This is a genomic window from Streptomyces sp. 5-10, assembly GCF_014712245.1.
GTDB classification, from domain to species: domain Bacteria; phylum Actinomycetota; class Actinomycetes; order Streptomycetales; family Streptomycetaceae; genus Streptomyces; species Streptomyces violaceusniger.
Genome location: NZ_JACVYG010000023.1, coordinates 99115 through 125612, shown reverse-complemented (window position 1 = coordinate 125612; position 26498 = coordinate 99115). Strand labels below are relative to the sequence as shown.

At 70.9% G+C, this 26498-nt stretch carries 17 protein-coding genes; 8 read left to right on the top strand and 9 right to left on the bottom strand.

Features of this window, described 5'->3' with window-relative positions; translation table 11 throughout:
- Positions 1-144: 144 nt before the first annotated feature.
- Positions 145-1971, bottom strand: a complete 1827-nt coding sequence (locus tag IEJ02_RS24665; protein ID WP_191066854.1) for an acyl-CoA dehydrogenase — start codon at positions 1969-1971, stop codon at positions 145-147.
- A 137-nt stretch (positions 1972-2108) separates the two neighbouring features.
- Here IEJ02_RS24665 and IEJ02_RS24660 point away from each other — a divergent pair, with 137 nt between their 5' ends.
- Positions 2109-2603 carry an SseB family protein gene (locus IEJ02_RS24660; RefSeq protein WP_020869891.1) on the top strand — a complete coding sequence of 165 codons (495 nt, stop codon included), beginning with the start codon at positions 2109-2111 and terminating at the stop codon, positions 2601-2603.
- A 120-nt stretch (positions 2604-2723) separates the two neighbouring features.
- Complete coding sequence (locus IEJ02_RS24655; protein WP_191066853.1) at positions 2724-3695, top strand: pirin family protein; 972 nt, start codon at positions 2724-2726, stop codon at positions 3693-3695.
- Positions 3696-3792: 97 nt separating this feature from the next.
- Here the strand turns inward: IEJ02_RS24655 and IEJ02_RS24650 are convergent, their stop codons facing one another.
- Positions 3793-6264, bottom strand: coding sequence for an SdrD B-like domain-containing protein (locus IEJ02_RS24650; protein WP_191066877.1), 2472 nt, complete (start codon positions 6262-6264; stop codon positions 3793-3795).
- A gap of 546 nt (positions 6265-6810) precedes the next feature.
- Here IEJ02_RS24650 and IEJ02_RS24645 point away from each other — a divergent pair.
- Entirely contained in the window at positions 6811-7512 is a 702-nt protein-coding gene (locus IEJ02_RS24645; RefSeq protein ID WP_191066876.1) for a hypothetical protein, read from the top strand.
- A 7-nt stretch (positions 7513-7519) separates the two neighbouring features.
- Here IEJ02_RS24645 and IEJ02_RS24640 read toward each other — a convergent pair whose 3' ends face one another.
- Positions 7520-8863, bottom strand: a complete 1344-nt coding sequence (locus IEJ02_RS24640) for a right-handed parallel beta-helix repeat-containing protein (RefSeq protein WP_191066852.1) — start codon at positions 8861-8863, stop codon at positions 7520-7522.
- Between the two features lie 78 nt (positions 8864-8941).
- Between IEJ02_RS24640 and IEJ02_RS24635 the strand changes: the two genes are divergently transcribed.
- Complete coding sequence (locus IEJ02_RS24635) at positions 8942-10093, top strand: Dyp-type peroxidase (RefSeq protein WP_191066851.1); 1152 nt, start codon at positions 8942-8944, stop codon at positions 10091-10093.
- 191 nt (positions 10094-10284) lie between these two features.
- Here the strand turns inward: IEJ02_RS24635 and IEJ02_RS24630 are convergent, their stop codons facing one another.
- Positions 10285-12456, bottom strand: a complete 2172-nt coding sequence (locus IEJ02_RS24630) for an ATP-binding SpoIIE family protein phosphatase (RefSeq protein ID WP_191066850.1) — start codon at positions 12454-12456, stop codon at positions 10285-10287.
- 119 nt (positions 12457-12575) lie between these two features.
- On the opposite strand from IEJ02_RS24630, the gene aspS reads away from it, so the two are divergent.
- Together aspS and IEJ02_RS24620 are read left to right on the top strand one after the other, a co-directional pair.
- On the top strand, positions 12576-14411 hold the full coding sequence (aspS, locus tag IEJ02_RS24625) for an aspartate--tRNA ligase (RefSeq protein WP_191066849.1): 1836 nt from the start codon (positions 12576-12578) through the stop codon (positions 14409-14411).
- Between the two features lie 160 nt (positions 14412-14571).
- Positions 14572-15537 carry an intradiol ring-cleavage dioxygenase gene (locus tag IEJ02_RS24620; protein WP_191066848.1) on the top strand — a complete coding sequence of 322 codons (966 nt, stop codon included), beginning with the start codon at positions 14572-14574 and terminating at the stop codon, positions 15535-15537.
- A 98-nt stretch (positions 15538-15635) separates the two neighbouring features.
- On the opposite strand, the gene IEJ02_RS24615 is transcribed toward IEJ02_RS24620, so the two are convergent.
- The 3 genes from IEJ02_RS24615 to IEJ02_RS24605 form a co-directional block, all read right to left on the bottom strand.
- The gene (locus IEJ02_RS24615; RefSeq protein WP_191066847.1) at positions 15636-16031 is read right to left on the bottom strand and encodes a DNA-binding response regulator; all 396 of its coding nucleotides are present in this window, start codon (positions 16029-16031) and stop codon (positions 15636-15638) included.
- A 413-nt stretch (positions 16032-16444) separates the two neighbouring features.
- A complete protein-coding gene (gene metG, locus IEJ02_RS24610) occupies positions 16445-18178 on the bottom strand; it encodes a methionine--tRNA ligase (RefSeq protein WP_191066846.1) in 1734 nt (577 codons plus the stop codon).
- Positions 18179-18412: 234 nt separating this feature from the next.
- Entirely contained in the window at positions 18413-20695 is a 2283-nt protein-coding gene (locus tag IEJ02_RS24605) for a VWA domain-containing protein (protein ID WP_191066845.1), read from the bottom strand.
- A 271-nt stretch (positions 20696-20966) separates the two neighbouring features.
- Here IEJ02_RS24605 and IEJ02_RS24600 point away from each other — a divergent pair, with 271 nt between their 5' ends.
- The gene (locus IEJ02_RS24600) at positions 20967-23045 is read left to right on the top strand and encodes a PhoX family protein (protein ID WP_191066844.1); all 2079 of its coding nucleotides are present in this window, start codon (positions 20967-20969) and stop codon (positions 23043-23045) included.
- Positions 23046-23114: 69 nt separating this feature from the next.
- On the opposite strand, the gene ligD is transcribed toward IEJ02_RS24600, so the two are convergent.
- A complete protein-coding gene (gene ligD / locus IEJ02_RS24595) occupies positions 23115-24059 on the bottom strand; it encodes a non-homologous end-joining DNA ligase (RefSeq protein ID WP_191066875.1) in 945 nt (314 codons plus the stop codon).
- A 168-nt stretch (positions 24060-24227) separates the two neighbouring features.
- On the opposite strand from ligD, the gene IEJ02_RS24590 reads away from it, so the two are divergent.
- The gene (locus IEJ02_RS24590; protein ID WP_137980846.1) at positions 24228-25265 is read left to right on the top strand and encodes a LysR family transcriptional regulator; all 1038 of its coding nucleotides are present in this window, start codon (positions 24228-24230) and stop codon (positions 25263-25265) included.
- Between the two features lie 150 nt (positions 25266-25415).
- Here the strand turns inward: IEJ02_RS24590 and IEJ02_RS24585 are convergent, their stop codons facing one another.
- On the bottom strand, positions 25416-26480 hold the full coding sequence (locus IEJ02_RS24585; protein WP_191066843.1) for an endonuclease/exonuclease/phosphatase family protein: 1065 nt from the start codon (positions 26478-26480) through the stop codon (positions 25416-25418).
- Between the last annotated feature and the right edge of the window lie 18 nt (positions 26481-26498).

Sequence of the window (26498 nt, the reverse complement as noted above, 5' to 3'; positions counted from 1 at the left end):
TGAGCGAAGCCCTCCCCTTCCCCGCCCCGCGGCTCCGCCCCTGGACTCCGGGGTCTGGGGCGGAGCCCCAGTTGTGGGAAGGGGCGGGGAGGGGACCAGCCCGCCGCAGGCGTCACGATCCGTGGGTACCTCTTGGAACGCGGCTCAGAACGCGGCCTCGTCCAGGTCCATCAGCCCCTTGTCGACCGACTCGGCCAGCGAACGCTGCACCGAGACGCCCGGCAGCACCTCGTGGGCGAAGAACTTCGCGACGGCGATCTTGCCCTCGTAGAAGGAGCGGTCCTTGGTCGAGGCGGTGCTCAGCTTCTCGGCGGCCACGGCCGCGCCCTTGAGCAGCAGATAGCCGATGATCACGTCACCGGAGGCCAGCAGCAGCCGGGTCGAGTTGAGACCGACCTTGTAGATCGAGCTGACGTCCTGCTCGGTGGCGGCCAGGTCGGTGAGCATCGCGCCGACGATCGCCTCCAGGTCCACCGCGGCCTGGGCCAGCTGGTCGCGGGCGGCCTCCAGGTCCTCGCCCCCGGCGGCCTCGGCCAGGAACTTCTTGATCTCCTCCGAGACGGCGGTCAGCGCCTGCCCCTGGTCCCGGACGATCTTGCGGAAGAAGTAGTCCTGGCCCTGGATGGCGGTGGTGCCCTCGTACAGGGTGTCGATCTTGGCGTCCCGGATGTACTGCTCCAGCGGGTACTCCTGGAGGTAGCCGGAGCCGCCGATGGTCTGCAGGGACTGCGCCAGCTGCTCGTACGCCTTCTCCGAGCCGTAGCCCTTGACGATGGGCAGCAGCAGGTCGTTGAGGCGGTTGACGGCCGAGGCGTCCTCGCCCGCGGCCTCCTTGATCAGGATCTCGTCCTGGACCGAGGCGGTGTAGAGCACCAGCGCGCGCAGACCCTCCGCGTACGCCTTCTGCGTCATCAGTGAGCGGCGCACATCCGGGTGGTGGGTGATGGTCACCCGCGGCGCGGTCTTGTCGGTGAAGGCCGCCAGGTCCGGGCCCTGCACCCGCTCCTTGGCGTACTCCAGCGCGTTGAGGTAGCCGGTGGAGAGGGTGGCCATGGCCTTGGTGCCGACCATCATCCGGGCGAACTCGATGATCTTGAACATCTGGCGGATGCCGTCGTGCTTCTCGCCCAGCAGCCAGCCCTTGGCCGGGTGGTCGGCGCCGAAGGTCATCTCGCAGGTGTTGGAGACCCGCAGACCCATCTTGTGCTCGACGTTGGTGGCGTACACGCCGTTGCGCGCCCCCAGCTCGCCGGTCTCCCAGTCGAAGTCGTACTTGGGGACGATGAACAGCGACAGGCCCTTGGTGCCGGGCCCCGCGCCCTCGGGGCGGGCCAGCACGAAGTGGATGATGTTGTCCGAGAGGTCGTGTTCACCGGAGGTGATGAACCGCTTCACACCCTCGATGTGCCAGCTGCCGTCCTCCTGCTGGGTGGCCTTGGTGCGGCCCGCGCCGACGTCGGAGCCGGCGTCCGGCTCGGTCAGCACCATGGTGGAGCCCCACTGCTTGTCCACCATCAGCCGGGCGATCTTCAGCTGCTCCTCGGTGCCCTCGTCATGGAGCACCCCCGCGAAGGACGGGCCCGAGGCGTACATCCAGATCGGGGCGTTCGAGCCCAGGATGGTCTCGGCCGAGCCCCACAGCAGCGAGCGGGGGCAGACGGTGCCGCCGAGCGACTCCGGGACGCCCAGCCGCCACCACTCGGCCTCCATGTAGGCCCGGTAGCTCTTCTTGAACGACTCGGGGAGCGGCGCCGTGTGGGTCTTGGGGTCGTAGACGGGCGGGTTCCGGTCGGAGTCGGCGTAGCTTTCGGCCAGCTCTTGCTCGGAGAGCCGGGATATCTCGGCGAGCACGCTCTTGGCGGTGTCGACGTCCATCTCCGTGAACGGGCCGGTGCCGTACACCGTGTCGCGCCCGAGCACCTCGAAGAGGTTGAACTCGATGTCGCGGAGATTCGACTTGTAGTGCCCCATGGCGACGGCTCCGTAAGGATCGGGAGGCCAGGACCTCTGCGTTGACGCGTATCGGATCAGCTGTCGCCATGATGCTACCCGTGGGTAATAAAGGGCAACCCTCAACCGGGTAACTGTGACTCAGTACGCTTCTGGGCATGTACGGCTACGACCAGAACGCGAGCGCAGGGCAGGGCTACGCCGCCCCGCCACCTCCGCCGCAACAGCAGCCGCATGCGTCACATCACGCGGCGGGTGCGGGGTACGGCCAGCAGCCGCTCTACCCGGAGCCCTCGCCGCCGTCGCTCGCCGACGCGGTGCGGGCCTTCACCACCGGATCGATGTCGGCCGAGGACTTCCAGCAGATCTTCGCCGGCTCGAAGGTCTACTGCCCGCGCGGTGACAATCCCGGCTTCCTGGCGCTGCACAACACCCAGCAGCCGGTGATCCCCATGTTCACCTCGCTCAAGGAGTTGCGGAGGTACGCGGGCAAGGAGTCCAAGTACTTCGTGATCACCGGCGCCGAGGTGATCGACCTGCTGCCCACCGGCTATGGCTTCGTCCTCGACATGGAGGGCGAGCACCGGATCGTCTTCGACGCGAAGGCGGTGGAGCAGATGGTCGACTTCGCCATGCGTCGTATGTACGGCTAGATCGGCATACGTCCGGATATCGCCGGTTGCCTCAACGGGCGCTCGGGTGGAAATAAAGGCCCTCTTGCGAGTCGTTCACCGTTCAATTAAGTTGAATGGTGAACGACCGAGGAGGCCGTCATGCCCGCAGTGACCGTAGAGAACCCGCTGACCCTGCCGCGCGTCGCGGCACCCGCCGAGGCACGACAGCGCCCCGTGCTCGCCGTCACGACCGCTCCCGGCGGTCTCGAGGGCGAGGGCTTCCCGGTGCGCCGGGCCTTCGCCGGTATCGACTACAAGCACCTCGACCCGTTCATCATGATGGACCAGATGGGCGAGGTGGAGTACGCGCCGGGCGAGCCCAAGGGCACCCCCTGGCATCCCCACCGCGGCTTCGAGACCGTCACCTACATCATCGACGGCGTCTTCGACCACCAGGACTCGCAGGGCGGTGGCGGCACGATCACCAACGGTGACACCCAGTGGATGACGGCCGGCTCCGGCCTCCTCCACATAGAGGCCCCGCCGGAGTCCCTGGTCATCTCGGGCGGCCTCTTCCACGGCCTCCAGCTGTGGGTGAACCTGCCGAAGAAGGACAAGATGATGCCCCCGCGCTACCAGGACATACGCGGTGGCCAGGTCCAGCTGCTGACCTCCCCGGACGGCGGCGCGCTGCTGCGGGTCATCGCAGGTGAGCTGGACGGTCACGCCGGTCCCGGGATCACGCACACCCCGATCACGATGGTGCACGCCACGCTCGCCCCGGGCGCGGAGATCACCCTGCCGTGGCGCGAGGACTTCAACGGCCTCGCGTATGTGCTCGCGGGCCGCGGTGCGGTCGGCGCCGAGCGGCGCCCGATCCACCTGGGCCAGACCGCCGTCTTCGGAGCCGGGTCCTCGCTGACCGTGCGCGCGGACGAGAAGCAGGACTCCCACACGCCGGACCTGGAGGTCGTCCTCCTCGGCGGCCGGCCGATCCGAGAGCCGATGGCGCATTACGGGCCGTTCGTGATGAACACCCGCGCGGAGCTCCAGCAGGCCTTCGAGGACTTCCAGAACGGCCGGCTCGGCACGATCCCCGCGGTGCACGGGATGTCCGAGGGCGGGATGTAAGGCTCGCCGGGACGAACGAAACGCGAACGAGCCCCGTCCGGACATGGACGGGGCTCGTCAGCGCTTACGGGCGGATCACCCGTCTTTCAGCGGTGTCTCAGAGTTGCCTGGCCCGACGCTTCCGGGTCACGAACGCGGCTGCCGCGCCCGCACCGGCCAGCAGGGCACTGAGGGAGGCGATCTTCAGCAGGCCGGACGTACCCGTGTTGGCCAGCGAACCGCCGCCTCCACCGGTCCCCGAGCCTCCACCGGTCCCCGAGCCTCCGCTGGTCCCCGAGCCTCCGCCTGTCCCGGAGCCTCCGCCAGTGCCTGAGCCTCCGCCACTCTGGGGGCCCGGATTGTTGGGCGGCTCGGACGACGACGGAGTCGGCGTCGGCTTGGGGTTCGGCGGTGTCTTCTTGGGGATGTACACACCGGCGTCGATCGTGTGATCAACTTCTCCCGGCTTGTCCGGCGCCGTGACAGGTGCCTGTCCGTTACACAGCCGCCCGGTCCTCGGCGGGGTCACATTCGAGTCATGCGCCCGGTTGTCACCGGCCCGCGGGAGCGTGAACCGCAGCCTGGTGGCCGCCGGCTCGGTCGGCACCTCGCTGGTGTCCGCGGTGCACACATCGAACTGCACCGTGTACTTCGCACCCGGCTTGAGCTCGTATGCGGCGCCGACTCCACCGAAGTAGTACTCGCCCGCGGCATCGGTCTTGGTCGTGGCGACCTGCTTGCCGTCGGCGTCCAACAGGTTGATCGTCGCGTCCGGCAGCGGCACTTCGTTGCGACCCTCGGGATCCTGGATCCCATTGTGGTCGCCGTCGAACCACACCCGGTTGCCGATCTGGATCGGCGCGTTCGCCGCCTCGTAGGCGATATCGCCGAGCCCACCGGCCTTACCGAACCCGCCTTGTTCCCGGCTGACGAACTGGAACCCGTTGGCGGTCGGGTTGTTGCCCGGGCCCTCGCCGGTGGTGATGTTGTGGTACCCGGTCCCTGAGGTCGCGACGTCGGCGACCGGGTCGAACTCCGTGCTGACGACCCACTGCTGCTGCGGGATATAGGCCACCGACCCCAGCGCGGTCTCCTGGTGCGCGTTGGCGTAGGTGTCGCCCGGGAAGTATTCGACGACATCGGCGGGCTGGCCGCCACTGTTGGCGGGGGTGGCGTGGTTGGGGCAGCTCCCGGTGCCTTCCCACTGGTATTCACCGGTGGGAGTGGCGCAGACCATGGTGATGTCACCACCGGACATGCCGTTTTCCGCCGTGTCGTTCCCCTGGCGGGGGTCCAGCCCTCCCCAACTGAGCACGTCCATGAACCGGTCGCGGAAACCCAGGATCATCGAGCCGTCGCGGGCGAAGGCGAGGGAGGCCAGCTCCGGCTGCGGATCGATGAAGACGTTGCCCGCCTTCCGGTCCTCCCACGTGTCCAGGCTGGTGTTCCACGGGTTCCAGTGGGTGGCCTTGTCGCCGGAACCGAAGACGCTGCCGCGCTTGTCCGTGAGCTGGTGGCTCAGCACCTCGGTGAACCGCTCACCGTCGTAGGTGTAGACGACGGCCTTCAGGTCCTCGCGCTTCTGTGTGCTCTCCGCGCTGCACACGCCACCGACGTAGAGCTTGTTGTCGTGGGCCTGGAGTCCGAACGGCCGCCAGTCGCCGGGGCTCGCGCAGCCCGGGTCCGGGATGCGCACCGTCGCCTCGGGCGCGGATGCCGTGGCCCCGGTCGCGTCGAAGCTGACCAGGCGCCGGGTCCGCAGGTTCACCGCGTACAGCGTCGAGCCGTCCTCGGACAGGGCCAGGCCGCCGATGCTCTCCTTGCCCGGCGCGTTGGTGAACCCGGCGTCCTTGATCAGGTTGTTGGTGTCGTGCGGCGTCACCGTGGCGCCCGGCACCTTCGCGAACAGGGTCGGCGCGCTCCCGCCGTCGGTCGGCGTGGTGTAGATCGCGTCACCGCCCTCCGGCCCGTACGAGGTGTACCGCCGGGCGAACGCGCCCTGGAAGATCCGCTGCCGGTCCTTGTCGTAGGCCAGTGCGAACGTGGTGCCCACCTGGGCCTGTGTGTTGAGCACGGTCGGGCACGCCGTGTCGCCAGGACACGTACCGCGTTTGTCCGTCCCGAACGCCACCAGTGCCCGGGTGTCTTGCCCGCCGGCACCATTCTGGACCGGTACGAAATACCGCGTGTCCGGCAGCGCGTAGTCGGCCGGGTTCCAGACCCCGGTAATCACCGAGTCGTCCTTGCCGTCCGACACGTTCACGAACGTCGTGAAGCTGTCGAAGTGGTTTTCCGCCGTCGAGGCCGGTGCCGCCTGAAGGTACTTGTTGTACGGCGCCGGGATGGTGACGTCGACGCGGTACTGGCCGCCGGTCAGTTCGGTCGATTTCGAGACCACCACCTTTCCGGTGGCATCCGTGGTGCCGGTGACCCGATGGCCGTCAGGGTCGGTTACCCGAACCTTCATGCCCCGCTGCGGCACGTCCATGGTCGTGTTGATCACGCCGGTGCCGAAGAAGTCCCGCAGCACCTGAACCGTCAGGGTGCCGTCGCCGGTCGATGCGGTGGCCGTCCCGGCCGTCGCGCCCATGGCGCTGCCCAACAGTACGAAAGAGCAGAGGCCCGCTCGTGCCAGTGGACCCGTACGCTTTCCGGCTGTCCGGCGTAACCCTTTACATACTCTTCGCACAGCCATCACTCTCCCCTCGTGATGTGAACCGAACACCCGCTTCCGGTCGCGCATCCGCTTCTCGGCCCCGGGTGACACCTCGGTCATGAAAAGGGCCCACCGCTGTTTCGGTGGGCCTGGTCGTTCTTGGCCGTCCTGGCGGATGGAGCGAATTCAGGGACTCGGGAGTGCCTTTCCCAGGCCAGTCGCACTCGTCCTCGCCTTCCCACGCGGAAACAGCACAAGAGTCTGAATTGTCATCCTGAACCGTCCCATCAGCAGCGATACTGTAGCGGGTGGACGCCAAGATCGGGGGGAGAGTAGGGAATGAATAAGCGGAACGTGTTAGCAATGCGCCGTGTACGGAGTCTGAAAATCAGACCCGTTCTCTCGCGGCGCGCGGCCGGCCGGAGCAGATGGCCGCGGAAACGCTGGGTGGTGGCCGTGATCGGCGGTGTGGTCGTCGCGGTGGCCACGTTCCTGGTCGTCGACAGCGACTCCGACCCTACCGGTCCGAAGACCTTGACCTCGGATCAGGCGAGCCGTCTGGCGGTCACGCGGTTCCTCAACTACCAGGCGGGCGGGCGCGCCGTGACGATCGACGTGCCGGGCACCGCAGGCGGGCTGACCGTCACCGGATCCATCGACTACCGCCGCAAGGTCGGTTACGGCGTGGTGCGCGGCACCGGGCGCGATACGTCCAGCGATGGGCTGATCCAGTGGACGGCCACCACCGTGTTCGTCCACCCGATGGCGAACGCCCCGGCCAAGGCACCGGCACGGCCGCCGGAGTCGGGCTGGTACCGCCGTCCGCTGCAAAGGTACGGCAGTTCGCTGGACAGTTCGCTGGCCATCGCGCTGAAGCTCGGCAGCGACCGGCCGGACAACGCCGAACTGCTGCCGCAGAACGGTGCCGCCTGGGTGGGGCGGGACCGGGTGGACGACCACCAGGTGGACATCATGACCGGGCCGAGCGCCGCCCGGGCCTCGTCCGCTCCGGCGGGAGCTCCGGCGGGTGCGGGTGCCGTGCGCTACTGGATCGGCTCGGACGGCACCATGTACCGGGTTCGCGTCGGCGTGGCGTCCGCGTCGGAGCCGGTGGCCATCGATTTCGACACCCACAGTTACGTTCCGGTCCGGCCGGTGCCCGGAGCCACCCCGACGCGGTAGCCGCCGCTCAGGACGTCCGCACCCGCGCGCCCGCGGCGAGCAGTGACTCCGGCGGCAGCCGGAAGTCCGCCGTGTCCGGCAGCGCCGGAACGGCCGGAACGGCGGTGGCGCCCGCGGTCGTGGCGTTCGGGAACCGCGGCTGTGGCTTGGGCGCCGCCACCTCCGTGAACGGGATACCGCCAGGTGCCGTCGGCTTCGCCCACGTGCCGGACGGCGAGGGCGACCGGGCGGGACGGGGGCAGGACGCGGTGGTCGCGAGCCGGGCGGGCACCGTCGTTCGCAGATCGTTGCCGCGCAGGCAGTTGCCCCGTCCCTTCGTGGCGGTGGGGAACGTCCAGCCGACGTCAACCTTGTTGGCGGCGAAGGTGTTGTCCAGGATCCGGTTGCCGTCCGGCGTGATGTCGGCGGTCGCGGTGATCACCAGCCCGGCGTAGCTGTTGCCGGCGATCCGGTTGCGCATGAACTGGTTGTCGGTGCCGCCGTCGACGCCGATGCCGATGCCCCACCCGCCGTCGGCCTGTTCGGGGGTGGCCGCCTGCTGGTTGGCCGCGATCAGATTGCCCGCGATGACGGCGTCCTTCTGCGGGAGCAGCTTCTCCTGGTGGTCGGAGTTGGTGGTGAGTCCGACCCGGTTGCCGACCAGGCGGTTGCCGACCACGTACATGTCGCCGCTGGCGTTGGTGCCTTCGTAACCGACCGCGTTGAGCTCGGCGATGTTGTCCCGCACCACGACGCGACAGGGCTTGCACTGTCCGACGTAGATCCCCGAGTCGGCCGAGCCTGACGTGTACGAGTGCTCGATGACGCCGTTTTGCGCGGAGAACGCGTAGATGCCGTACAGCCCGTTGCGGGTCGCGGTCACGTGGGAGACCAGGAATGACTTCAGGAAGGTGACGGGTTCGTCGCCGGTGTCGTAGCCGCCGGACTGCCCCGGCATTCCGGCGGCCGCCTTCGCCGAACCGGTGACCAGGACCCCGTTCTGGGTGTTGTTCCGCACGGTCAGGTTCTCCACGGCCACGCCGGGAGCGGTGACGACGACGCCGTTCGGCTGCCGTAACCGCCCGTCGATGACGACCTTGTCCCGGGACTCGCCGCGAAGCGTGACGCGAGCCTTGGAGATCTTCACCGACTCGTGGTACGTGCCCGGCGCGACCAGCACGAGATCGCCGGGCCGGGCCAGGGACACAGCGGCCGAGATCGTCGGGGCGTCGGCCGGCACCTTGATCGTCACATGCTCACCGGACGGGCGTCGGCCGTCGTCCGGCCCGTCATCGCCCCCGCCGCAGCCGACCAGTACGGGTGCCAGTGTGCCGAGCACCGTGGCCAGCACGCGAAGACGGAGACGAGGCATGGGCTCATCCTGGCACGGACGCCGACGGAGTCGCAGGCGCTGATACGGATATGGCCCGGATATGGCACAGTTCACGCTGTGCGCCAAGCCGACTCCCGCCCGTCACGCCGCGCGTTTCTCGGTGCCACCGGCACCGTGACCGCCGTCGGCCTCTCCACCGGATGCCAAGCGCGTTCCGCCCCGCCGGACCGGTCCGACGGCCCCGCGCCGACCCCGCCGGTGTCACCAACGGGCCGGTACCAGGCGGGCATCACGCTTCCGCGACCGGCCCAGCGGAACCTCCTCGTCGTGGTGGCCGACATCGTCGATGCCGGGTCCGTCCGTCCCTTGCTGGCCGAACTCGGCGAGGCCATCCGCACCCTCACCGCGGGCACCGACGCACGGCTGATGGGCCTGGAGCCGGGCGATCTGACCGTGACGATCGGGGTGGGCCCCCGGCTGGTGCGCGAGGTCGATCCCGCCCTGCCCGGCGCGAAGGACCTGCCACGGTTCTCCCGCGAACAGATCGCCCCCCGGGCGCGCGGCGGTGACCTGCTGATACAGATCTGCGCCGGCGACGCCTTGGTGTTACCGGTCGTGGCTGCCGCGCTTCTGGAGCAGGCCGGTGACCGGATACACGAACGCTGGCGGCAGTCCGCGGGCCGCGGTCCGAACGTGCCGGTGGCTCGGGGTCTCGCCGCGCCACGGAACCTCTTCGGTTTCGTCGACGGCATCGTGGGCCCCCACACGAGGGCCGAACAACAACGCCATCTGTGGCTGGCCGGACCGGGTCCGGTCGCCCACGGCACCATCGCCGTCCTGCGACGCATGGAACTCGACCTGCCGCGGTTCGCCAAGCTGTCCGTCGCCGAACAGGAAGCGGTCTTCGGCCGGCGCCGGGACACCGGCGTGCCCCTCTCCGGTGGCACCATCGCCTCGGGCCCGGACCTCGGCGCCAAAACCCCGGACGGGCGCTACCTCGTCCCGGCGGACGCCCACGCCCGCAGGGCGCACTCCGCCGCGGTCGGCGTCGGCCTCATGCTCCGCCGCTCCTACAGCATCGACGCACCCGCCCCCGGCCTGCTCTTCATGAGCTTCCAGAACGACATACGGACCTTCACCAACACCCTCACCCGCATGGACAATTCCGACGCCCTGCTGGAATTCACGACCACGACCGCCAGTGCGACCTTCCTGATCCTTCCCGGTTTCGACGCACAACGCCCGCTCGGTTCCCGGCTCTTCCGCTGAACGGCCCGGCCGCCCCGGCATCACCCCGGCCGAGGGCTACGAGGTGTCCGGCGGTACGCGTACGCCTGCGGCGGGCTGCTCCCCTCCCCGCCCCTTCCCGAAACTGGAGCTCCGCCCCAGACCCCGGGGTCCAGGGGCGAAGCCCCTGGTATCGGGAAGGGGCGGGGAGGGGAAAGATCCGTCGGACGCCCCTAGACCCCGTCAGGCGAGGAGAGGGCCCCGTCCTCCGGCGCGGCCTCGTACAGCTCGTACCAGATGCATTTGCCGTCGCCGCGCGGATCCACGCCCCAGTTGTCGGACAGCATCTCCATCAGCAGCAGGCCGCGCCCGGAGGAGGCCAGCTCGCCCGGGCGGCGGCGGTGCGGCAGCTCGTCGCTGCCGTCGGCGACGTCCAGCCGCAGCCGCCGCGCCCCGGGCCGCCCGCTGACCTCGGCCACCAGCAGGGCGTCCCCGTCGGTGTGCACCAGCACGTTGGTGACCATCTCGGAGAGCATCAGCACCGCCGACTCCACCTGGTCCGGGTCCGCCCAGTCGTGCAGCAGGTCACGCAGTTGCTGCCGGGCGCCCGCTATCCGCTCCGGCTCGGCCTGGGCGACCGTGACCGCCGTACGCCGCACCGGCGCCGAACCGGGCCCGACCAGGCACACCTCCGCCTCCCGGCGGATCAGCAGCAGCGCTATGTCGTCCTCGCGCCGGTCCGCGAGCGGACCGGTGGTGTGGTGGGAGGGCGGCCCGTGCACGGCCTGCACCAGGGAGTCGGCCAGGACCTCGAGGTCGTCCGAGTCGAGGTGGTCCGAGTCGAGCCCGCCGGAGCCGGCGGCCTGGGGGACGGGCCGCTCGAAGACCTTCCGGATCCGGTCCCAGCCGGTCTCCAGATCGTGCCCGCCGGTCTCGATCAGCCCGTCGGTGCACATCAGCAGCGTATCGCCGGGCTCCAGCACCACCCGGGTGGTCGGATAGTCGGTGTCCGGGTCGATGCCCAGCGGCAGCCCGCCCGCCGTGGGCCGGAGCATCATCGTGCCGTCGGCCAGCCGGACCGCCGGGTCGGGGTGGCCCGCCCGGGCGATGTCCAGGGTGCCCGCCACCGGGTCCACCTCCATGTAGAGGCAGGTGGCGAACCTCGGGTCGTAGCGGCCGTCCGGGCCCTCGGGCTCGGTGAGACCGGCCAGGAAGCGGGAGGCGCGGGAGAGCACCGCGTCGGGGTGGTGGCCCTCGGAGGCGTACGCCCGGACCGCGATCCGCAGCTGCCCCATGATCCCCGCGGCGCGCACATCGTGGCCCTGCACATCGCCGATCACCAGCGCGGTACGCCCCGACGGCAGCCCGATCACGTCGTACCAGTCGCCGCCGACCTGGAGTCCGCCGCCGGTCGGCACATAGCGCGCGGCCACCGTCAGGCCCGGGATGTCGGGCTTGCCGGCGGGCAGCATCGAGCGCTGGAGCCCGTCCGCCAGCTCCCGCTCGGTCTCCTGGAGCGCGGTGCGGGACAGCGCCTGGGCCAGCATCCGGGCGATCGTGGTCAGCACCGAGCGCTCATCGGGCGAGAACGACACCGGATGGGCGAATCCGGCCATCCACGCGCCGATGGTGCGGCCCGCGACGATCAGCGGCAGAAACGCCCAGGACCGGCGGGTACGGGGGCGGCCCGGCGACCACGCGGCCGGAAACCGGCCGCGGTACTCCTCCGGTGTGGGCAGATAGACCGCCCGGCCGGTGCGCACCACCTCCGCCGCCGGATGGTCGGTGCTCAGCGCGATGTCGTGGAGGGGGCGGTCGTGGCCCGCCCGGGGCCCGTGGTGGCCGATCACCGAGATCCGCTCGCCCTCGACGCCGAAGACCGCGAGCCCGTCCGGGGAGAAGCCCGGCATGGACAGCCCCGCCGCCACCCGCAGCACCTCGGCGGTGGACATCGCCTCCGCCAGCGCCCGCCCCGCGTCCAGCAGGAACGCCTCGCGGTTGCGCCGCCAGTCGCCGGTGATCGGCGGGCCGCCCGCCGAGGTGCCCGGCAGCGGGTCGGGGACCTCCTGGAGGGTGCCCAGCAGGTAGTAGCCGTCGTCGCCGCCCCGCGCTATCGGCCGGGAGCGGGTGCGCACGGTCCGCAGTACGGTGCCCTTCTCGTCCACGATGCGCAGCCGGGCCTCGGCCAGGGTGCCCTCGGCCACCGCGAGCTCGACGATCGCCTTGACCTCCAGCCAGTCCGCGGGGTGGAAGCAGGCGCGGGCGGCGGCCTCGGGGAGGGTGACGGCCTCGGCGGGGAGGCCCACCAGCCGGGCGGCCTCCGCGTCGTAGGTGACGGCGCCCGAGACACTGTCCCAGCGCCATAGGCCGGTCGCTATGGCGGCCAGCAGGTCCTCGGTGCGCATTGCACTACCTTATGGGGATTTGCAAACCGCTTACCAGTGAGGGTCGCGGCGCCGGTAGGCTTGGCCGGAAGCTTCCCGAGCGTACGTACGCCTCCCGATCGACACGACTTGGATGAATGATGCATCGGTACCGGTCCCACACCTGTGGTCAGCTCCGCGCCGCTGACGTCGGCACCGACGTCCGGCTCTCCGGCTGGCTCCACAATCGACGGAACCTGGGCGGCATCCTCTTCATCGATCTCCGCGACCACTATGGCCTGGTCCAGCTGGTGGTGCGCCCCGACACCCCCGCCAACGAGGCCCTGAGCTCCATCAGCAAGGAGACCGTCGTCCGCGTGGACGGCCGGGTCATCGAGCGCGGCGCGGACAACGTCAACCCCGAGCTGCCGACCGGCGAGATCGAGGTCGAGGTCACCGACGTCGAGGTGCTCGGCGCCGCCGACCCGCTGCCCTTCACCGTCTTCCCCGAGGACGGGGTCGGCGAGGAGCGGCGGCTGGAGTACCGCTTCCTGGACCTCCGCCGCGAGCGCATGCACCGCAACATCATGCTGCGCTCCGCCGTCATCTCCGCCATCCGGCAGAAGATGACCGCGCAGGGGTTCAACGAGCTGGCGACCCCGATCCTGTCCGCCACCTCGCCGGAGGGCGCCCGGGACTTCCTGGTCCCCTCCCGGCTGCACGCGGGCAAGTTCTACGCGCTGCCGCAGGCCCCGCAGCAGTTCAAGCAGCTGCTGATGATCGCGGGCTTCGACCGCTACTTCCAGATCGCGCCCTGCTTCCGCGACGAGGACGCCCGCGCCGACCGCTCGCCGGGCGAGTTCTACCAGCTCGACGTCGAGATGAGCTTCGTCGAGCAGGAGGACGTCTTCGGCGTCATCGAGAAGGTCATGACCGAGCTCTTCGAGGAGTTCGGCGGCGGCCGCCACGTGACCTCGCCGTTCCCGCGGATCCCGTTCCGCGAGGCCATGCTGAAGTACGGCTCGGACAAGCCGGATCTGCGGGCCCAGCTGGAGCTGCGGGACGTCAGCCACATCTTCGAGGGCTCCGGCTTCAAGGCGTTCGCGGACAAGCACGTGCGCGCGCTGGCCGTGCCGGACACCGCCGAGCAGCCCCGGAAGTTCTTCGACCAGCTCGGTGAGTTCGCCGTTGAGCAGGGCGCCAAGGGGCTGGCCTGGGTCCGGATCGGCGAGGACTCCAAGCTGACCGGCCCGATCGCGAAGTTCCTCACCGACGAGGACGTCGAGAAGCTGATCGCCGAGGTCGAGGGCAAGCCCGGTACGTCGATCTTCTTCGGCGCGGGCGACTTCGACGAGGTCTCCAAGATCATGGGCGCGGTGCGGGTCGAGGCAGCCAAGCGGGCCGGCCACTTCGAGGAGAACGTCTTCCGCTTCTGCTGGATCGTGGACTTCCCGATGTTCGAGCGGAACGAGGACACCGGGCAGATCGAGTTCTCCCACAACCCCTTCTCCATGCCGCAGGGTGGCCTGGAGGCGCTGGAGACGAAGGACCCGCTGGACATCCTGGCGTGGCAGTACGACATCGTCTGCAACGGTGTGGAGCTGTCCTCCGGCGCCATCCGGAACCATGAGCCGGACGTCATGTACAAGGCGTTCGAGATCGCGGGCTACTCCCGGGAAGAGGTCGAGCGCGAGTTCGGCGGCATGCTGCGCGCGTTCCACTTCGGCGCCCCGCCGCACGGCGGTATCGCCCCCGGCGTGGACCGCATCGTGATGCTGCTGGCCGATGAGCCCAACATCCGCGAGACCATCGCCTTCCCGCTCAACGGCAACGCCCAGGACCTGCTGATGGGCGCGCCGAGCGAGGTGGACGAGGCCCGGCTGCGCGAGCTGCACCTGTCGCTGCGCAAGCCGCCGCAGGTCAAGCAGGCCGGGAAGGCCGATAAGGCCGGGGAGGCCGAGAAGACGGGCGAGAAGGCCGAGAAGCCCGCCGAGTAGGCGGGGGCCGGACGAGACCCACGGGGCGGGGGCGTGCCGAACGGCGCGCCCCCGCCCTGCGTGTGCGCGCGGAGGGGGATGGCCGAATGCCGCTCTTCGCACAGCCATTCACAGCCGGCACCCATGGGGCTGCCAGGTTGCCTCCCTACTGTCCCGGCCCATGACCGAACAGCAGAGCAGCAACGGCCTCGAGCCGCGGCCCCGGCGGGACATGACGAGGCGACGGGTCGTGGTGGCGGGCGGCGCGGCGGTCGCGGTGGCGGGCCTGGGAGCGGCCGTCGCCACCACCGCCTCGGCGGGCGAGACCTCCGCGTCCGCCTCCTCGGCCACGCCCTCGGCCTCCGCGTCCTCCCCGTCCTCCGCGTCCTCCCCGTCCTCCGCGTCCTCCCCGTCCGGCGAGGTCTGTTACCGGCTCACCTCGGAGACCACCGAGGGGCCGTACTACATCGACGCCGACAAGATCAGAAAGGACATCACCGAGGACCGGGAGGGCATTCCGATGACCCTCCGCCTCAAAGTGATCGACTCCGAAAGCTGCGAACCCGTGGCGAAGGCCGCCGTCGACATCTGGCACTGCGACGCGCTGGGCCTCTACTCGGGCTACGAGAGCTCCAGCGGCGGTGGCGGCGGTGCCCCGCCCACCGGGACCCCGCCCACGGGCGCCCCGACGGGCGCGCCGACCGGTGCCCCGCCCGGTGGCGGCCACCAGGAGCCGACCGACGACAAGCGGTATCTGCGCGGCACCCAGCTGACCGACCGGCACGGCTTCGTCGAGTTCACCACGGTCTTCCCCGGCTGGTACCGGGGCCGCTGTGTGCACATCCACACCAAGGTGCACGTCGGCGGCAAGCTCACGGACGCCGGTTACGAGGGCGGCCACGCCTGCCACACCGGTCAGCTCTTCTTCGCCGAGGAGGCGGTGCTCGACTCGGCGAAGGTGGCCCCGTACAACACCAGCACCACGGAGCGCACCACCCTCGACGAGGACGGGATCTACCCCGGCAACGGCGCGCAGGGCGGGCTGCTGCACCTGAAGTACCGCAAGGGGAAGATCGAGAAGGGCGTCGTCGGCAGCCTCACGCTGGGGGTCGATCCCGACGCGACCCACGACGGCACGGACCTCTGACGCAACTGGGGTCGTCTGAGGCCCTGAGGCCCCTGAAGCCTTTTGGTCGTCCGACGCCCTGGGGCCGTCTGAAGCCTGGGGTCGTCTGAAGCCTGGGGTCACAGCCTCCGGTCCACGCCGCACGGTGTGCCCCGGTCCGCGCGGGCGGCCCGGTGCACGGCGCGCAACAGCCGCTTCGGCGTGGTCCGGTGCTGCCATAAGACGGCTCGGACGCCGTACTCCATCACCGCCATCAGCTCCGTCTCCCGGAGCTCGCCTGCGATCAGTACCACCCGCTGCCGGCCGCCCCGCACCAGGCGGCGCAGCTCCGCCCCGGCGCGGTCGTCGAGGCGCTCGGCGAGCATGACGGCGACGGCGCCGCGGGGTTCGTCGCCGAGCGGGCATGGCCGGTCGACCAGCTCGACGCTGGGCTGATGCTGCAGATGACGCACGACCCCGGCCCGGCTGAGCGGGTCGGGGCCGTGGACCGTCACCGTGACACGCGCGTCCGGCACTGTGTTCCTCGATTTCCCGGTGGCTATGGACTCCACAGGGTCTTCGAGGGGGCTAAACGAACGGTTGCCGCGCGATCAACACGTACGAGAGGGGGCGCATGAGGGGCCCGCGCGGCGCCGTTCCCGGCTGCGCCGAGGATCTTTCCCCTCCCCGCCCCTTCCCGTAACCAAGGGCTCCGCCCCTGGACCCCGGGTTCTGGGGCGGGACCCCCGCCGCTTGGCCCCCGCGGCCGGTGCGGGAGGCCTCCCCGCACCGTTACCAGGGGCTTCGCCCCTGGACCCCGGAGCCCCGTCATGCGGCGGAGCCGTGTATCGATGCTCAGCCGCCGCCGGGTCTGGGGCGGAGCCCCAGTTGTGGGAAGGGGCGGGGAGGGGAACAGCCCGCCGCAGGCGTCACCAACCGCCGGACACCCCTACGCCACGCCGTTCCCGTTCTGCTCCTCGCCGCCGAAGCGCTGCCGGAAGGACTCCAGGTCCTCCTCGGTGATCTTCGCGAAGAGCACCGGAGGAACCGTGAAGGCCGTGCCCGCCGGGACCGACGCCAGCGCCTTCGCCTCCTCCTGGCCGACCCAGGCCGCGGTGTCCTCGCCCAGCGCGAACGCCGACCGCATGGCCCGCGCCGAGGCCGGGATGAACGGCTCGGAGACGATCGCGTAGAGGTGGATGAGGTTCATCGCCGTACGGAGGGTGAGGGCCGCGGCCTCCTGGTCGGTCTTGATCTCCAGCCAGGGGGCCTTCTCCTCCAAGTAGGAGTTGCCCGCGCTCCACAGGGCACGCAGCGCCGCCGCGGCCTTGCGGAACTGGAGCGCGTCCATGTGCTCCTCGTACTCCGCCAGCAGCCGCGCGATCTCCTCGCCCAGGCGCTCCTCCGCCTCCCCGGCGGCCTTCCCGGCCGGGACCTCGTCGCCGAACCGCTTGCGGGAGAAGGACAGCACGCGGTTGACGAAGTTGCCGAGGGTGTCGGCCAGGTCCTTGTTGACGGTGGCGGTGAAGTGCTCCCAGGTGAAGGATGCGTCGTCGGACTCCGGGGCGTTCGCCATCAGGAAGTAGCGCCAGTAGTCGGCGGGCAGCACCTCGAGCGCGGCGTCGGTGAACACCCCGCGCTTGGCGGAGGTGGAGAACTTCCCGCCGTAGTACGTCAGCCAGTTGAACGCCTTGACGTAGTCGACCTTCTTCCAGACGTCCCGGGTGCCGAGGAGGGTGGCCGGGAACATCACCGTGTGGAACGGGACGTTGTCCTTGGCCATGAACTCGGTGTAGCGGACCGTCTGGTCCACGTCGTACCACCACGACTTCCAGTCGCGGTGCTCCGGGTCCAGGTCCGCCCACTCCTTCGTGGCGCCGATGTACTCGATCGGGGCGTCGAACCAGACGTAGAAGACCTTGCCCTCGGCGGCCAGGTCCGGCCAGGTGTCGGCCGGCACCGGCACGCCCCAGTCCAGGTCACGGGTGATCGCCCGGTCCTGGAGCCCCTCGTTCAGCCACTTGCGGGCGATCGAGGAGGCGAGCGTCGGCCAGTCCTTGCCGTGCTCGTCGACCCAGGCCGCGACCTCGTCCGCCAGCTTGGACTGGAGGAGGAAGAGGTGCTTGGTCTCCCGGACCTCCAGGTCACTGCTGCCGCTGATCGCCGAGCGGGCGTCGATCAGATCGGTCGGGTCGAGCACGCGGGTGCAGTTCTCGCACTGGTCGCCGCGGGCGCGGTCGTAGCCGCAGTGCGGGCAGGTGCCCTCGATGTAGCGGTCGGGGAGGAAGCGGCCGTCGGCGTTGGAGTACACCTGGCGGATCGAGCGCTCCTCGATGAAGCCGTTCGCCTTGAGCTCACGCGCGATCGTCTGGGTGATCTGCACGTTCTGCGCGGAGGAGCTGCGGCCGAAGTAGTCGAAGGCGAGCCCGAAGCCGTCGTAGATCGCCTTCTGCGCGTCGTGCTGCTGGGCGCAGAACTCGTCGACCGGCAGCCCGGCCTCCTTGGCGGCCAGCTCGGCGGGGGTGCCGTGCTCGTCGGTGGCGCAGATGTAGAGGACGTCATGCCCGCGCTGGCGCATATAGCGGGAGTAGACGTCGGCCGGGAGCATGGACCCCACCATGTTGCCCAGGTGCTTGATCCCGTTGATGTAGGGAAGGGCGCTGGTGATGAGGTGTCGAGCCATTGCAGGCTGCTCCCGAGTCGATACGGTAAGTGACAATTCGTTCTGCTGAGCCGCCCATATCGTATCCGAGCGACGGGGGCCACCCGCGCGGCGTTTTTCCGCGGCGGATGGCCCCCGGGGTGGCGCCGGTGCGGCGCCCGGTGGTGTGCCCGGTCGGACGGGGTCCCTAGTCAGCCCTGCTGTCTGCCCTGCTGCCAGCCCTGCTGTGTCAGTCCTGCTGTGTCAGTCCTGCTGTCAGCCCTGCGCGCGGGCGGCCAGCCAGCCCGGGAACTTCTTCAGCAGCTCCCGGTACAGCTCGGCGTCGGCGACCGTACGGGGGTCGAGCCCGGCGTGGAAGAAGCCGGTGTTGTCGACCACCCGCTTCTCGGGGACGGCGAGGGCGGGCGAGGTGTCCAGCTTCCGCAGGAAGTCGAACCCCTTCGCCTCCGGGTCCCCGAACGCCAGGAACTGCCAGAACAGCGGCAGCCCCGCCGCCTCGCACAGCGCCTTCTCGGCAGCGGTCTTGGTGGTGGGCGCGCCGTCCGTCTGGAAGATCACGAACGCGGGGTCGGTGGCGCCGGACGCCTTGTAGTGCTCGATGACGGCGTTGATGGCGGTGTGGTAGTTCGTCCGCCCCATGTGCCCGAGCGAGCCGTGCAGCTCCTCGATCCGGCCGGTGTGCTGGTCCAGCTCGAGGTCGGCGGTGCCGTCGATGTCGGTGGAGAAGAACACGACGGGCACGGTGCCGCTGGTGTCGAGCTGCGCGGACAGGGCGAGCGCCTGCTCGGCGAGGTGCGACACGGTGCCGTCCTTGAAGTAGCCGCGCATCGAGCCGGACCGGTCCAGCACGAGGTAGACGACGGCCCGCTGACCACCCAGCCCACTCTCCCGAACGGCCTCCCCGGCCGCGCCGTACGCCCCGACAAGACCAGGCGCCCGCGACGTGAGCTCGGCGAGAGAAATGGCGGCCCCTTCGCTCTCGGCCGCGGCCGCGGTCTTGGCCGCGGTGGCGGGCGCGTCGGCCTCGGCGGCGGTGGCGTTGTCTGCGGCCGCCCCGGGCTCCGCCCCGGCCGCGGTCTTGGCCTTGGCCTTGGGCTTGGTCTCGGGCTCGCTCGCGGCTGCGGGCTCGGCGTCTGCCTTGGCGGGCTCGTCGGCTGCGGGGGCGTCGTCGCCAGCCTCTGCCTCCGCCTCCGCCTCTGCCTCCGCCCCGGCGTCGGCCTTCGGCTCGGCGTCGGCGTCAGCCTGTGCGGCTGCCTCAACCTTGGGCTCGGCGGCTTCTGCTGCTGCCTCGGTTTCGGGCTCGGCCTTGGCCGTGGACTCGGGCGCCTCGGCGGGCTCCGGCTCGGGGTCCTCCGCAACCTCGGCTTGGGGCGTGGTGTCGGCCTCCGCCACTGGCGCCGCGGCCTCGGTCTCGGGGGCACTCGCGGCTGCGGGCTTGGCCTCCGCCTTGGCGGGCTTGTCGTCACTCTTGGCGGCGGGCGTGGCCTCGTCGGCAGCCTCTGCCGCTGCCTCATCCTCGGGCGCGGCGGTCTCTGCTGCCGCCCCGGTCGTCGCGGCGGCTTCCGTCTCCGCCTTGGTGGGCTCCGGCGCGGGGTCCTCATCAGCCTCGGCTTGGGGCGTGGTGTCGGCCTCCGTCACCGGCGCCGCGGCCTCGGTCTCGGGGGCACTCGCCTCTGCCGCCACGGTCTTGGCGGTGTCGTCGCCGGTCTTGGCCGTGGGGGCGGCCTCGTCGCCGATCTCTGCCTCGGCCTCGGCGGACCTGGGCTCGGCGTCGGCACTCGCCTGGGCTGCCACGGCCTCGGCGGGCTTGGCGTCGGTCGTGGTCGCGGAGGTGGCCTCGCCACTCGTCGCGTCTGCCGCCGGGGCATCGGCGGCTGCGGCCGCCTCGGGCGCGGTGGCGGGCTCCGCCTTCGCCTCGGTCGCCGGTTCGGGCGTCAGCTCGGGTTCGACATCGGCGTCGGTGGTGGCCGTGGCGTCGTCATCGGCCGATGACGACGGCTGGGCGTCAGCGTCAGGCTCGGCCGTGGCCTCCGGCTCGGCTGCGGGCTGGGGCTCGTCCGTCTTCGGCTTCGCCTCGGTGGCGGGCGCTTCCTTCTCGTCGGTCGCTGCCGCTGCCTCAACCGGGGTCTCGCCGCCGGAGGTTCCGGAGGTTGTCGTGTCCTCGGACGCGGGGGACTTCAGGATCTCGTCGAGGGACTTCAGCGGGGCGGACAGGGCCGGGTCGTGCGCGGATTCGTCGTCCGGGGTGTCCGGGGAGTCCGGGGAGTCCGCGGATTCCGGGGCCGAGGCCGCAGGGGCCGCGGTCGGCTCAGCCTTCGGCTCAGGCGCAGGCACCGGCTCAGGCGCAGGCTCCGGCTTGGCGTCCGACTCGGCCTTCCGCTCGGTCGCCTGGTCCACCGTCGGCTCCGCCGACTTACGCTCCGCCGACGTCGGCTGGGGGTCCGGGACAACCGCCGCCTCCGGCGCAGCAGAAGAATCGTCCACCCCCGTGGTTCGGGAGCGGCCGAAAACTTTGCGCAGTAGGTCCCGTATGCCCATGGGAGATACCTCTCACGTGTCGAGTGCGGTGCATGGCGGTGCATGTCCGTGGTGCCGAAAGGCTAGCGGGCCGTTCGGCGGCCCTCTTCCGCCGATTCCGCTCGCGCTTCGTTCACCTCTGGTTCAGCCGTTCGTCGCCACCATGCGGTTCTACGCCCATAGCTTCGCCGCCAAAGGATCCCGACGTCATGTCGGCCCGGACCGCGTCGGCGTACTGCCCATGCGGGGCCCGGCGAAGCCCATATGTGAACACCCTTACGGAGGGGAAGACGTGCGCAACCTCCTGCCGCTCATCAGCTCACACCCGGGCGGTCGTTCCGCGCTGACGTGCCGGTACCGCTGTGGCGACGCCTGCCTTCACGAGACGCCGAACACGAGCGACAACGCCTACGTGGGCGATGTCATCGCCGGTGCCGCCTCGCGCCGTGCCCTGCTGCGGGCCGGTGCCGTGGTGACCGTGGCGGCCGCGACCGGTGCGGTGGCGGTGGAGCGGGCGCCGCGGGCGTCCGCCGCGACGGGCGGCGCCGCCGCCGCGGAGCGCGAGGCCGCCGCGGCGAGCAAGGCCGCCCGCGGCCTCCGCTTCGCGCCCGTCGCCCCCAACACCGAGGACACCGTGGTCGTCGCCGAAGGCCACGACCAGAACGTGGTGATCCGCTGGGGCGACCCGATCCTGCGCAGCGCGCCCGCGTTCGATCCGGACCGGCAGAGCGCCAAGGCCCAGGCGGGCCAGTTCGGTTACAACAACGACTACATGGCGGTGCTGGACGTCCCCGGCGAGCGCGACCACCAGCTGCTCGTGGTCAACCACGAGTACACCGACGAGGTGCTGATGTTCTCGGGTTACGACCCGGAGAACCCCACCCGCGAGCAGGCCGAGATCGGCTGGGCCGCGCACGGGCTGTCCGTGGTCGTGACGGCCGAGGAGCGCGCTCTCGGCCGGCTCACCGCGCTGTCCCGCCACCGCCTCAACCGCCGTATCACCGCGACCACTCCGTTCGAGGTCACCGGCCCGGCGGCGGGCAGCGAGCTGCTGCGCACCTCCGCCGACCCGACCGGCAAGCGGATCCTCGGCACGCTGAACAACTGCGGCGGCGGCATCACGCCGTGGGGCACGGTGCTCTCCGGCGAGGAGAACTTCAACCAGTACTTCGCCAACGGAGGTTCGGTCACCGACCCGACCACCGCGGCCCGCCTCAAGCGCTACGGCATCACCGGCGCCGCCTCCGAGCGCAAGTGGGAACGGTTCGACGACCGTTTCGACGTGACCAAGGAGCCGAACGAGACCAACCGCTTCGGCTGGGTGATCGAGATCGACCCGTTCGACCCCGAGTCCACCCCGCGCAAGCTCACCGCGCTGGGCCGCTTCAAGCACGAGGCCGCCGAGCCCCGGCTGACCACCGACGGCCGTCCGGTCCTCTACATGGGCGACGACGAGAAGTTCGACTACTTCTACAAGTTCGTCTCCGCCAAGCGGATGATGAAGGGCAACAGCCGCACCGCCCGCGAGCACAACCGCACGCTGCTGGACGAGGGCACGCTGTACGTCGCCAAGTTCACCGGTGACAGCCCGTCCGCCGAGATCGACGGCTCCGGAAAGCTGCCCAAGGACGGCGAGTTCGACGGCGCCGGTGAGTGGATCCCGCTGGCCTGCGGCGACCGCTCCTTCGTGGAGGGCATGACCGCCGAGGAGGTCTACGTCTTCACCCGCATCGCCGCCGACAAGGCGGGCGCGACGAAGATGGACCGCCCCGAGGACGTCGAGCCGAGCCCCCGCACCGGCCGGGTCTACATCGCGTTGACCAACAACAGCGACCGCGGCAAGGCGGGCAAGGCCCCGGCCGACGAGGCCAACCCGCGCAACGGCAACAAGCACGGCCAGATCCTGGAGCTGACCGAGCGCTGGAACAACGCGGGCTCCACCCGCTTCAACTGGCGGCTGTTCCTGGTCTGCGGCGACCCCGAGGACCCGAGCACCTACTTCGGCGGCTTCCCCAAGGACCAGGTCAGCCCGATCTCCTGCCCGGACAACATCACCTTCGACGCGTACGGCAACCTGTGGATCTCCACCGACGGCAACGCGCTCGGCAACCACGACGGGCTGTTCGGCGTGGCCACGGCGGGCAGCCGCCGCGGTGAGGTCAAGCAGTTCCTGACCGTGCCGAACGGCGCCGAGACCTGCGGGCCGATCGTGCAGGACCGGCGGGTGCTGGTGGCCGTGCAGCATCCGGGCGAGATCGACGGCGCGAGCGTGGAGAAGCCCGCGTCCACCTGGCCCGACGGCCCGGGCAAGCTGACCCGGCCGTCCGTGATCAGCGTCTGGCGGCGCGACGGCGGCGACATAGGCGCCTGATCCGCTCCGGCGCCTGCCCCGCTCGGCGGTAGCCCGCCCCGGCGGTGACCCGAACCCGCTCCGGCGGGGTCAGCCCTCGCCCGCCGCGAGCCGCTTCAGCCGCTCGCGGGGGCCGCGCAGCGAACGGCCCCTGGTGTCCGTACGGGCCCAGGGGTCGTCCGCGATCCGCTCGCCGACCGTCCGCAGCGTCCAGCGGTCGGCCCGCAGCTCCGGGTCGTCCAGCTCCCGCGCGTCGATGGGCGTGGCCACGGGGGCCCCGGGCCGGGCCCGCACCCCGTACGGGCTGACGGCGGTCTGGGCGTAGGCGTTGCGCTGGGTGTCCAGGTAGAGCCGGCCGCCCCGCTTGGCCTTGCGGGGCTCGGTGGTGAGCCGGTCCGGGTGGCGGGCGGCCAGCAGATCGGCGGCGTCGCGGGCGAAGGCCCGTACGGTGTCGAAGTCGGCGCGGCGGTCCAGCGGGACGATGACGTGCAGCCCGCGCGAGCCGGTGGTCATCAGCAGCCCCGGCAGCCCGAGCTCGCCGAGCAGCCCGCAGCAGCGGCGGGCCGTCCAGCGCACCTCCTCGAAGCCGAACTCCTCCGACTCCGATGAGGGCGGATCGAGGTCGAAGACCAGCCGGTCGGGGTGGTCGGGCCGGTCGGCCCGGGAGAGCCAGCGGTGCGGGGTGACGCACGCCTGGTCGGCGAGATAGAGGAGGGTCGCGGTGTCGTCGCAGACCACATGGGTGACCTCGCCGCCCTCCTTGGGGAGCACGGCCCGCCGCACCCAGTCCGGAAAGTAGTCGGGTGCGTTCTTCTGCATCAGCGGCTTGCCGCCGATTCCGTCCGGATGGCGTTCCATCATCAAAGGGCGGCCGCGCAACTGCGGAATGATGCGCCGGGAGACCGAGCGGTAGTACGCGACGAGGTCCCACTTCGTGATCCCGTCGTCGGGGAAGAGCTCCTTTTCCGGCCGGCTGACTCGTACGGTGTGGCTGCCGGTCCTGACGTTCCGCGCATCGGTCCGCTTCTCGCTCATATCGGACTCGGGTAACCCCATGGATCGCTGACTAAACTCTGGAGTCCGGAAAACGGGAGAAGTGGAAAAGCGGGGGAAATCATGGTGAGACCCGGTTCGCTCGGCCCGCCGACGACGGATCGGCGCGGCCGCTGGGCGCAGAGCCCGCTCGCGCTGATGGACACCACGATGGACCAGTTGCGCACCCTGATCATGGTCCATGAGGCCGGTACGGCGCTGGGCGCCGCGCGGATTCTGGGCCGCGAACAGTCCAGTGTGCAAAAGCAGATCGACACCATGAACCGGAACTTTCGCGAGCTTTGCGGCGAACCCCTCGTACTCAAGCAGGGGCGGGGCAAGGACGTGCTGTTCACCGGCACCGGAGAAGCCCTGGTCGAATTGGCGCGCGGAACTCTCGGCGACTGGCTGGACGGCATCCATGAGTCACGGCGCCGCCTGGGAAAAACGCTGATGGTGGGCACCACCCGATTTACCCTCAGCTATCTGGCGGGTGCCGGCGAGCGGGTGGCCGAGGACTTCCGGCAGCGCGGTATCGAGCTCAAGGTCGGCCATGTGCGCACCCGGGACGTGCTGGCCAAGCTGCGCGCCAAGGACGTGGACCTGGTGTGCGGCTCCGTGGTGACCCGGCCCGACGGCGACGATGAGCTCGCCGCCTTCGATGTGATGGAGTGGCGGCGCAGCGGTGTCTCGCTGCTGACCAATCTCTCCGAGGCCGAGCTGCCCGGCCCCACCGCGCCGACCAGCGCGCTGCGCACCCTCCCGCTGGTGGTCTCGGCGAGCGGGCTGATGGCCGGGGTGCTGCACACCTGGTTCGGCGGCGACTACCGCGGCAAGCTGCGCATCGCGGCCGAGATCGACACCGTCAACTACGGTTTCGAGCTGCTGCGCTCCGGCCTGCTGCGTGGCTGCATGCTGGTCACCAAGGGGGTCGCGGACGCGGCGGGCGATCCGAGGGTGGCGTACGGACGCGGGCTGCGCGCCGTCGAGCTGGTCAATGACACCGGGCCCCGGCTGGAGGTGCTGCTGGGCGCGTTCACCCGGCGCGGGGAGCGCGCGTCCTATGACCCGGCCCATCCGCTCAATCTGCTCTGGGACTCGCTCGCGCAGGAGAACGCGCGCTGGCAGCGGGAGCAGCGCTGGCCCACGGCGGGCCTGGAGCCCGATCCGTTCGAGCTGGCCAACTCCTACGACCCGAGCGAGAGCTGAGCCCCCTGGTCGGCTCTTGAGCTCCCGTCGGTCCTCGAGCCCCCTGGTCGGCCCTCGAGCCCCCGTCGGTCCTCGAGCCCCCCGGCCAGCCCTCGAGCCCGGCCAGCCTTGAGCCCCCCGGTCGGCCCTTGAGCTCCCGAAGAGCTGCCCTCAGCTCTGCTGTCCGTAGAGGTCCAGCTCCACCAGCAGCGCCCGGTGGTCGGTGTGCGGCAGGTCCAGGAAGCGGGCCGTGCGCGGCCGTAGCGCCCGGCTGACCAGGACGTGGTCGATCTGCGCGCCCAGGACCGGGGTCGTGGTGCTCGGCCAGCTGGGTGTGCGGGACACCCCGGTGGCCCGTGCGCCGTCCCGCAGCCCGGTGTCCAGGACGGCCCGGAAGGCGGCGTGGTCCTGGGTGGCGTTGAAGTCGCCCGCGATCAGGGTGGTTTCCCCGTCCCGCCCGGCCGCGTAGGCCCGCAGCCGCCCCAGCTCGGTGCGCCAGAGGTCCACGTGCCCCGGCATCGGCGGCATGGGATGCGCGACCTGCACCCGCAGCCGCTGTCCCGCGACCCGGACCACCGCGCCCGGCATCCGCAGCGTTCCGCGCACCCCCTCCGCCCGGGTCAGCGGGTGGCGGCTGAGGATCGCCGAGCCCGCGGCGGCGCTGTCGCCGAGGGCGACGCTCCGGTACGGGTAGGCCCCGCGGACGGCGGCCGAGTCCAGCGCCGCGGCGCACCGCGTATCGCACTCCTGCACCGCGACCAGGTCCGGCCGCTCCCGGCGCAGCGCGCTCAGCAGCCCCTCCCTGGCCTGACCGAACTCGAGGTTCGCGGTCATCACCCGCAGCCGGGCGAGGACCGGTCCGCGCGGCTCGGGCGGGGAGCCGCCGTCGTACGGCTGGATGAACCACCCGGTGGCCGCCGCTGCCGCGAGCGCCCAGCCGCACCCCAGCGGCCAGCGCGCGGCCGTGCTCAGCAGCAGCCCGAGTGCCGCCGGAACCAGCAGCCAGGGCAGGAAGGCCAGCAGCTGCGGTAGGGGGGTGATGCCGTCGGTGTCCGCGGCGCGGGCCAGCACCACCGCGCTGACCAGGGCCAGCGGCGGCATCGCGCACCAGGCCGCCCACCGCCGGGCCCGTCCGCCGGGGAGCCGTAGCAGCCGGGCGACGGCGCCCCGGGCGCCGCGCGGTGCCAGGGGGCGGCCGTGGCCTGCGGCTTGGTCCTCCGCGACTGTCGTCTCCACGCTGGGCCTCTCGATCGG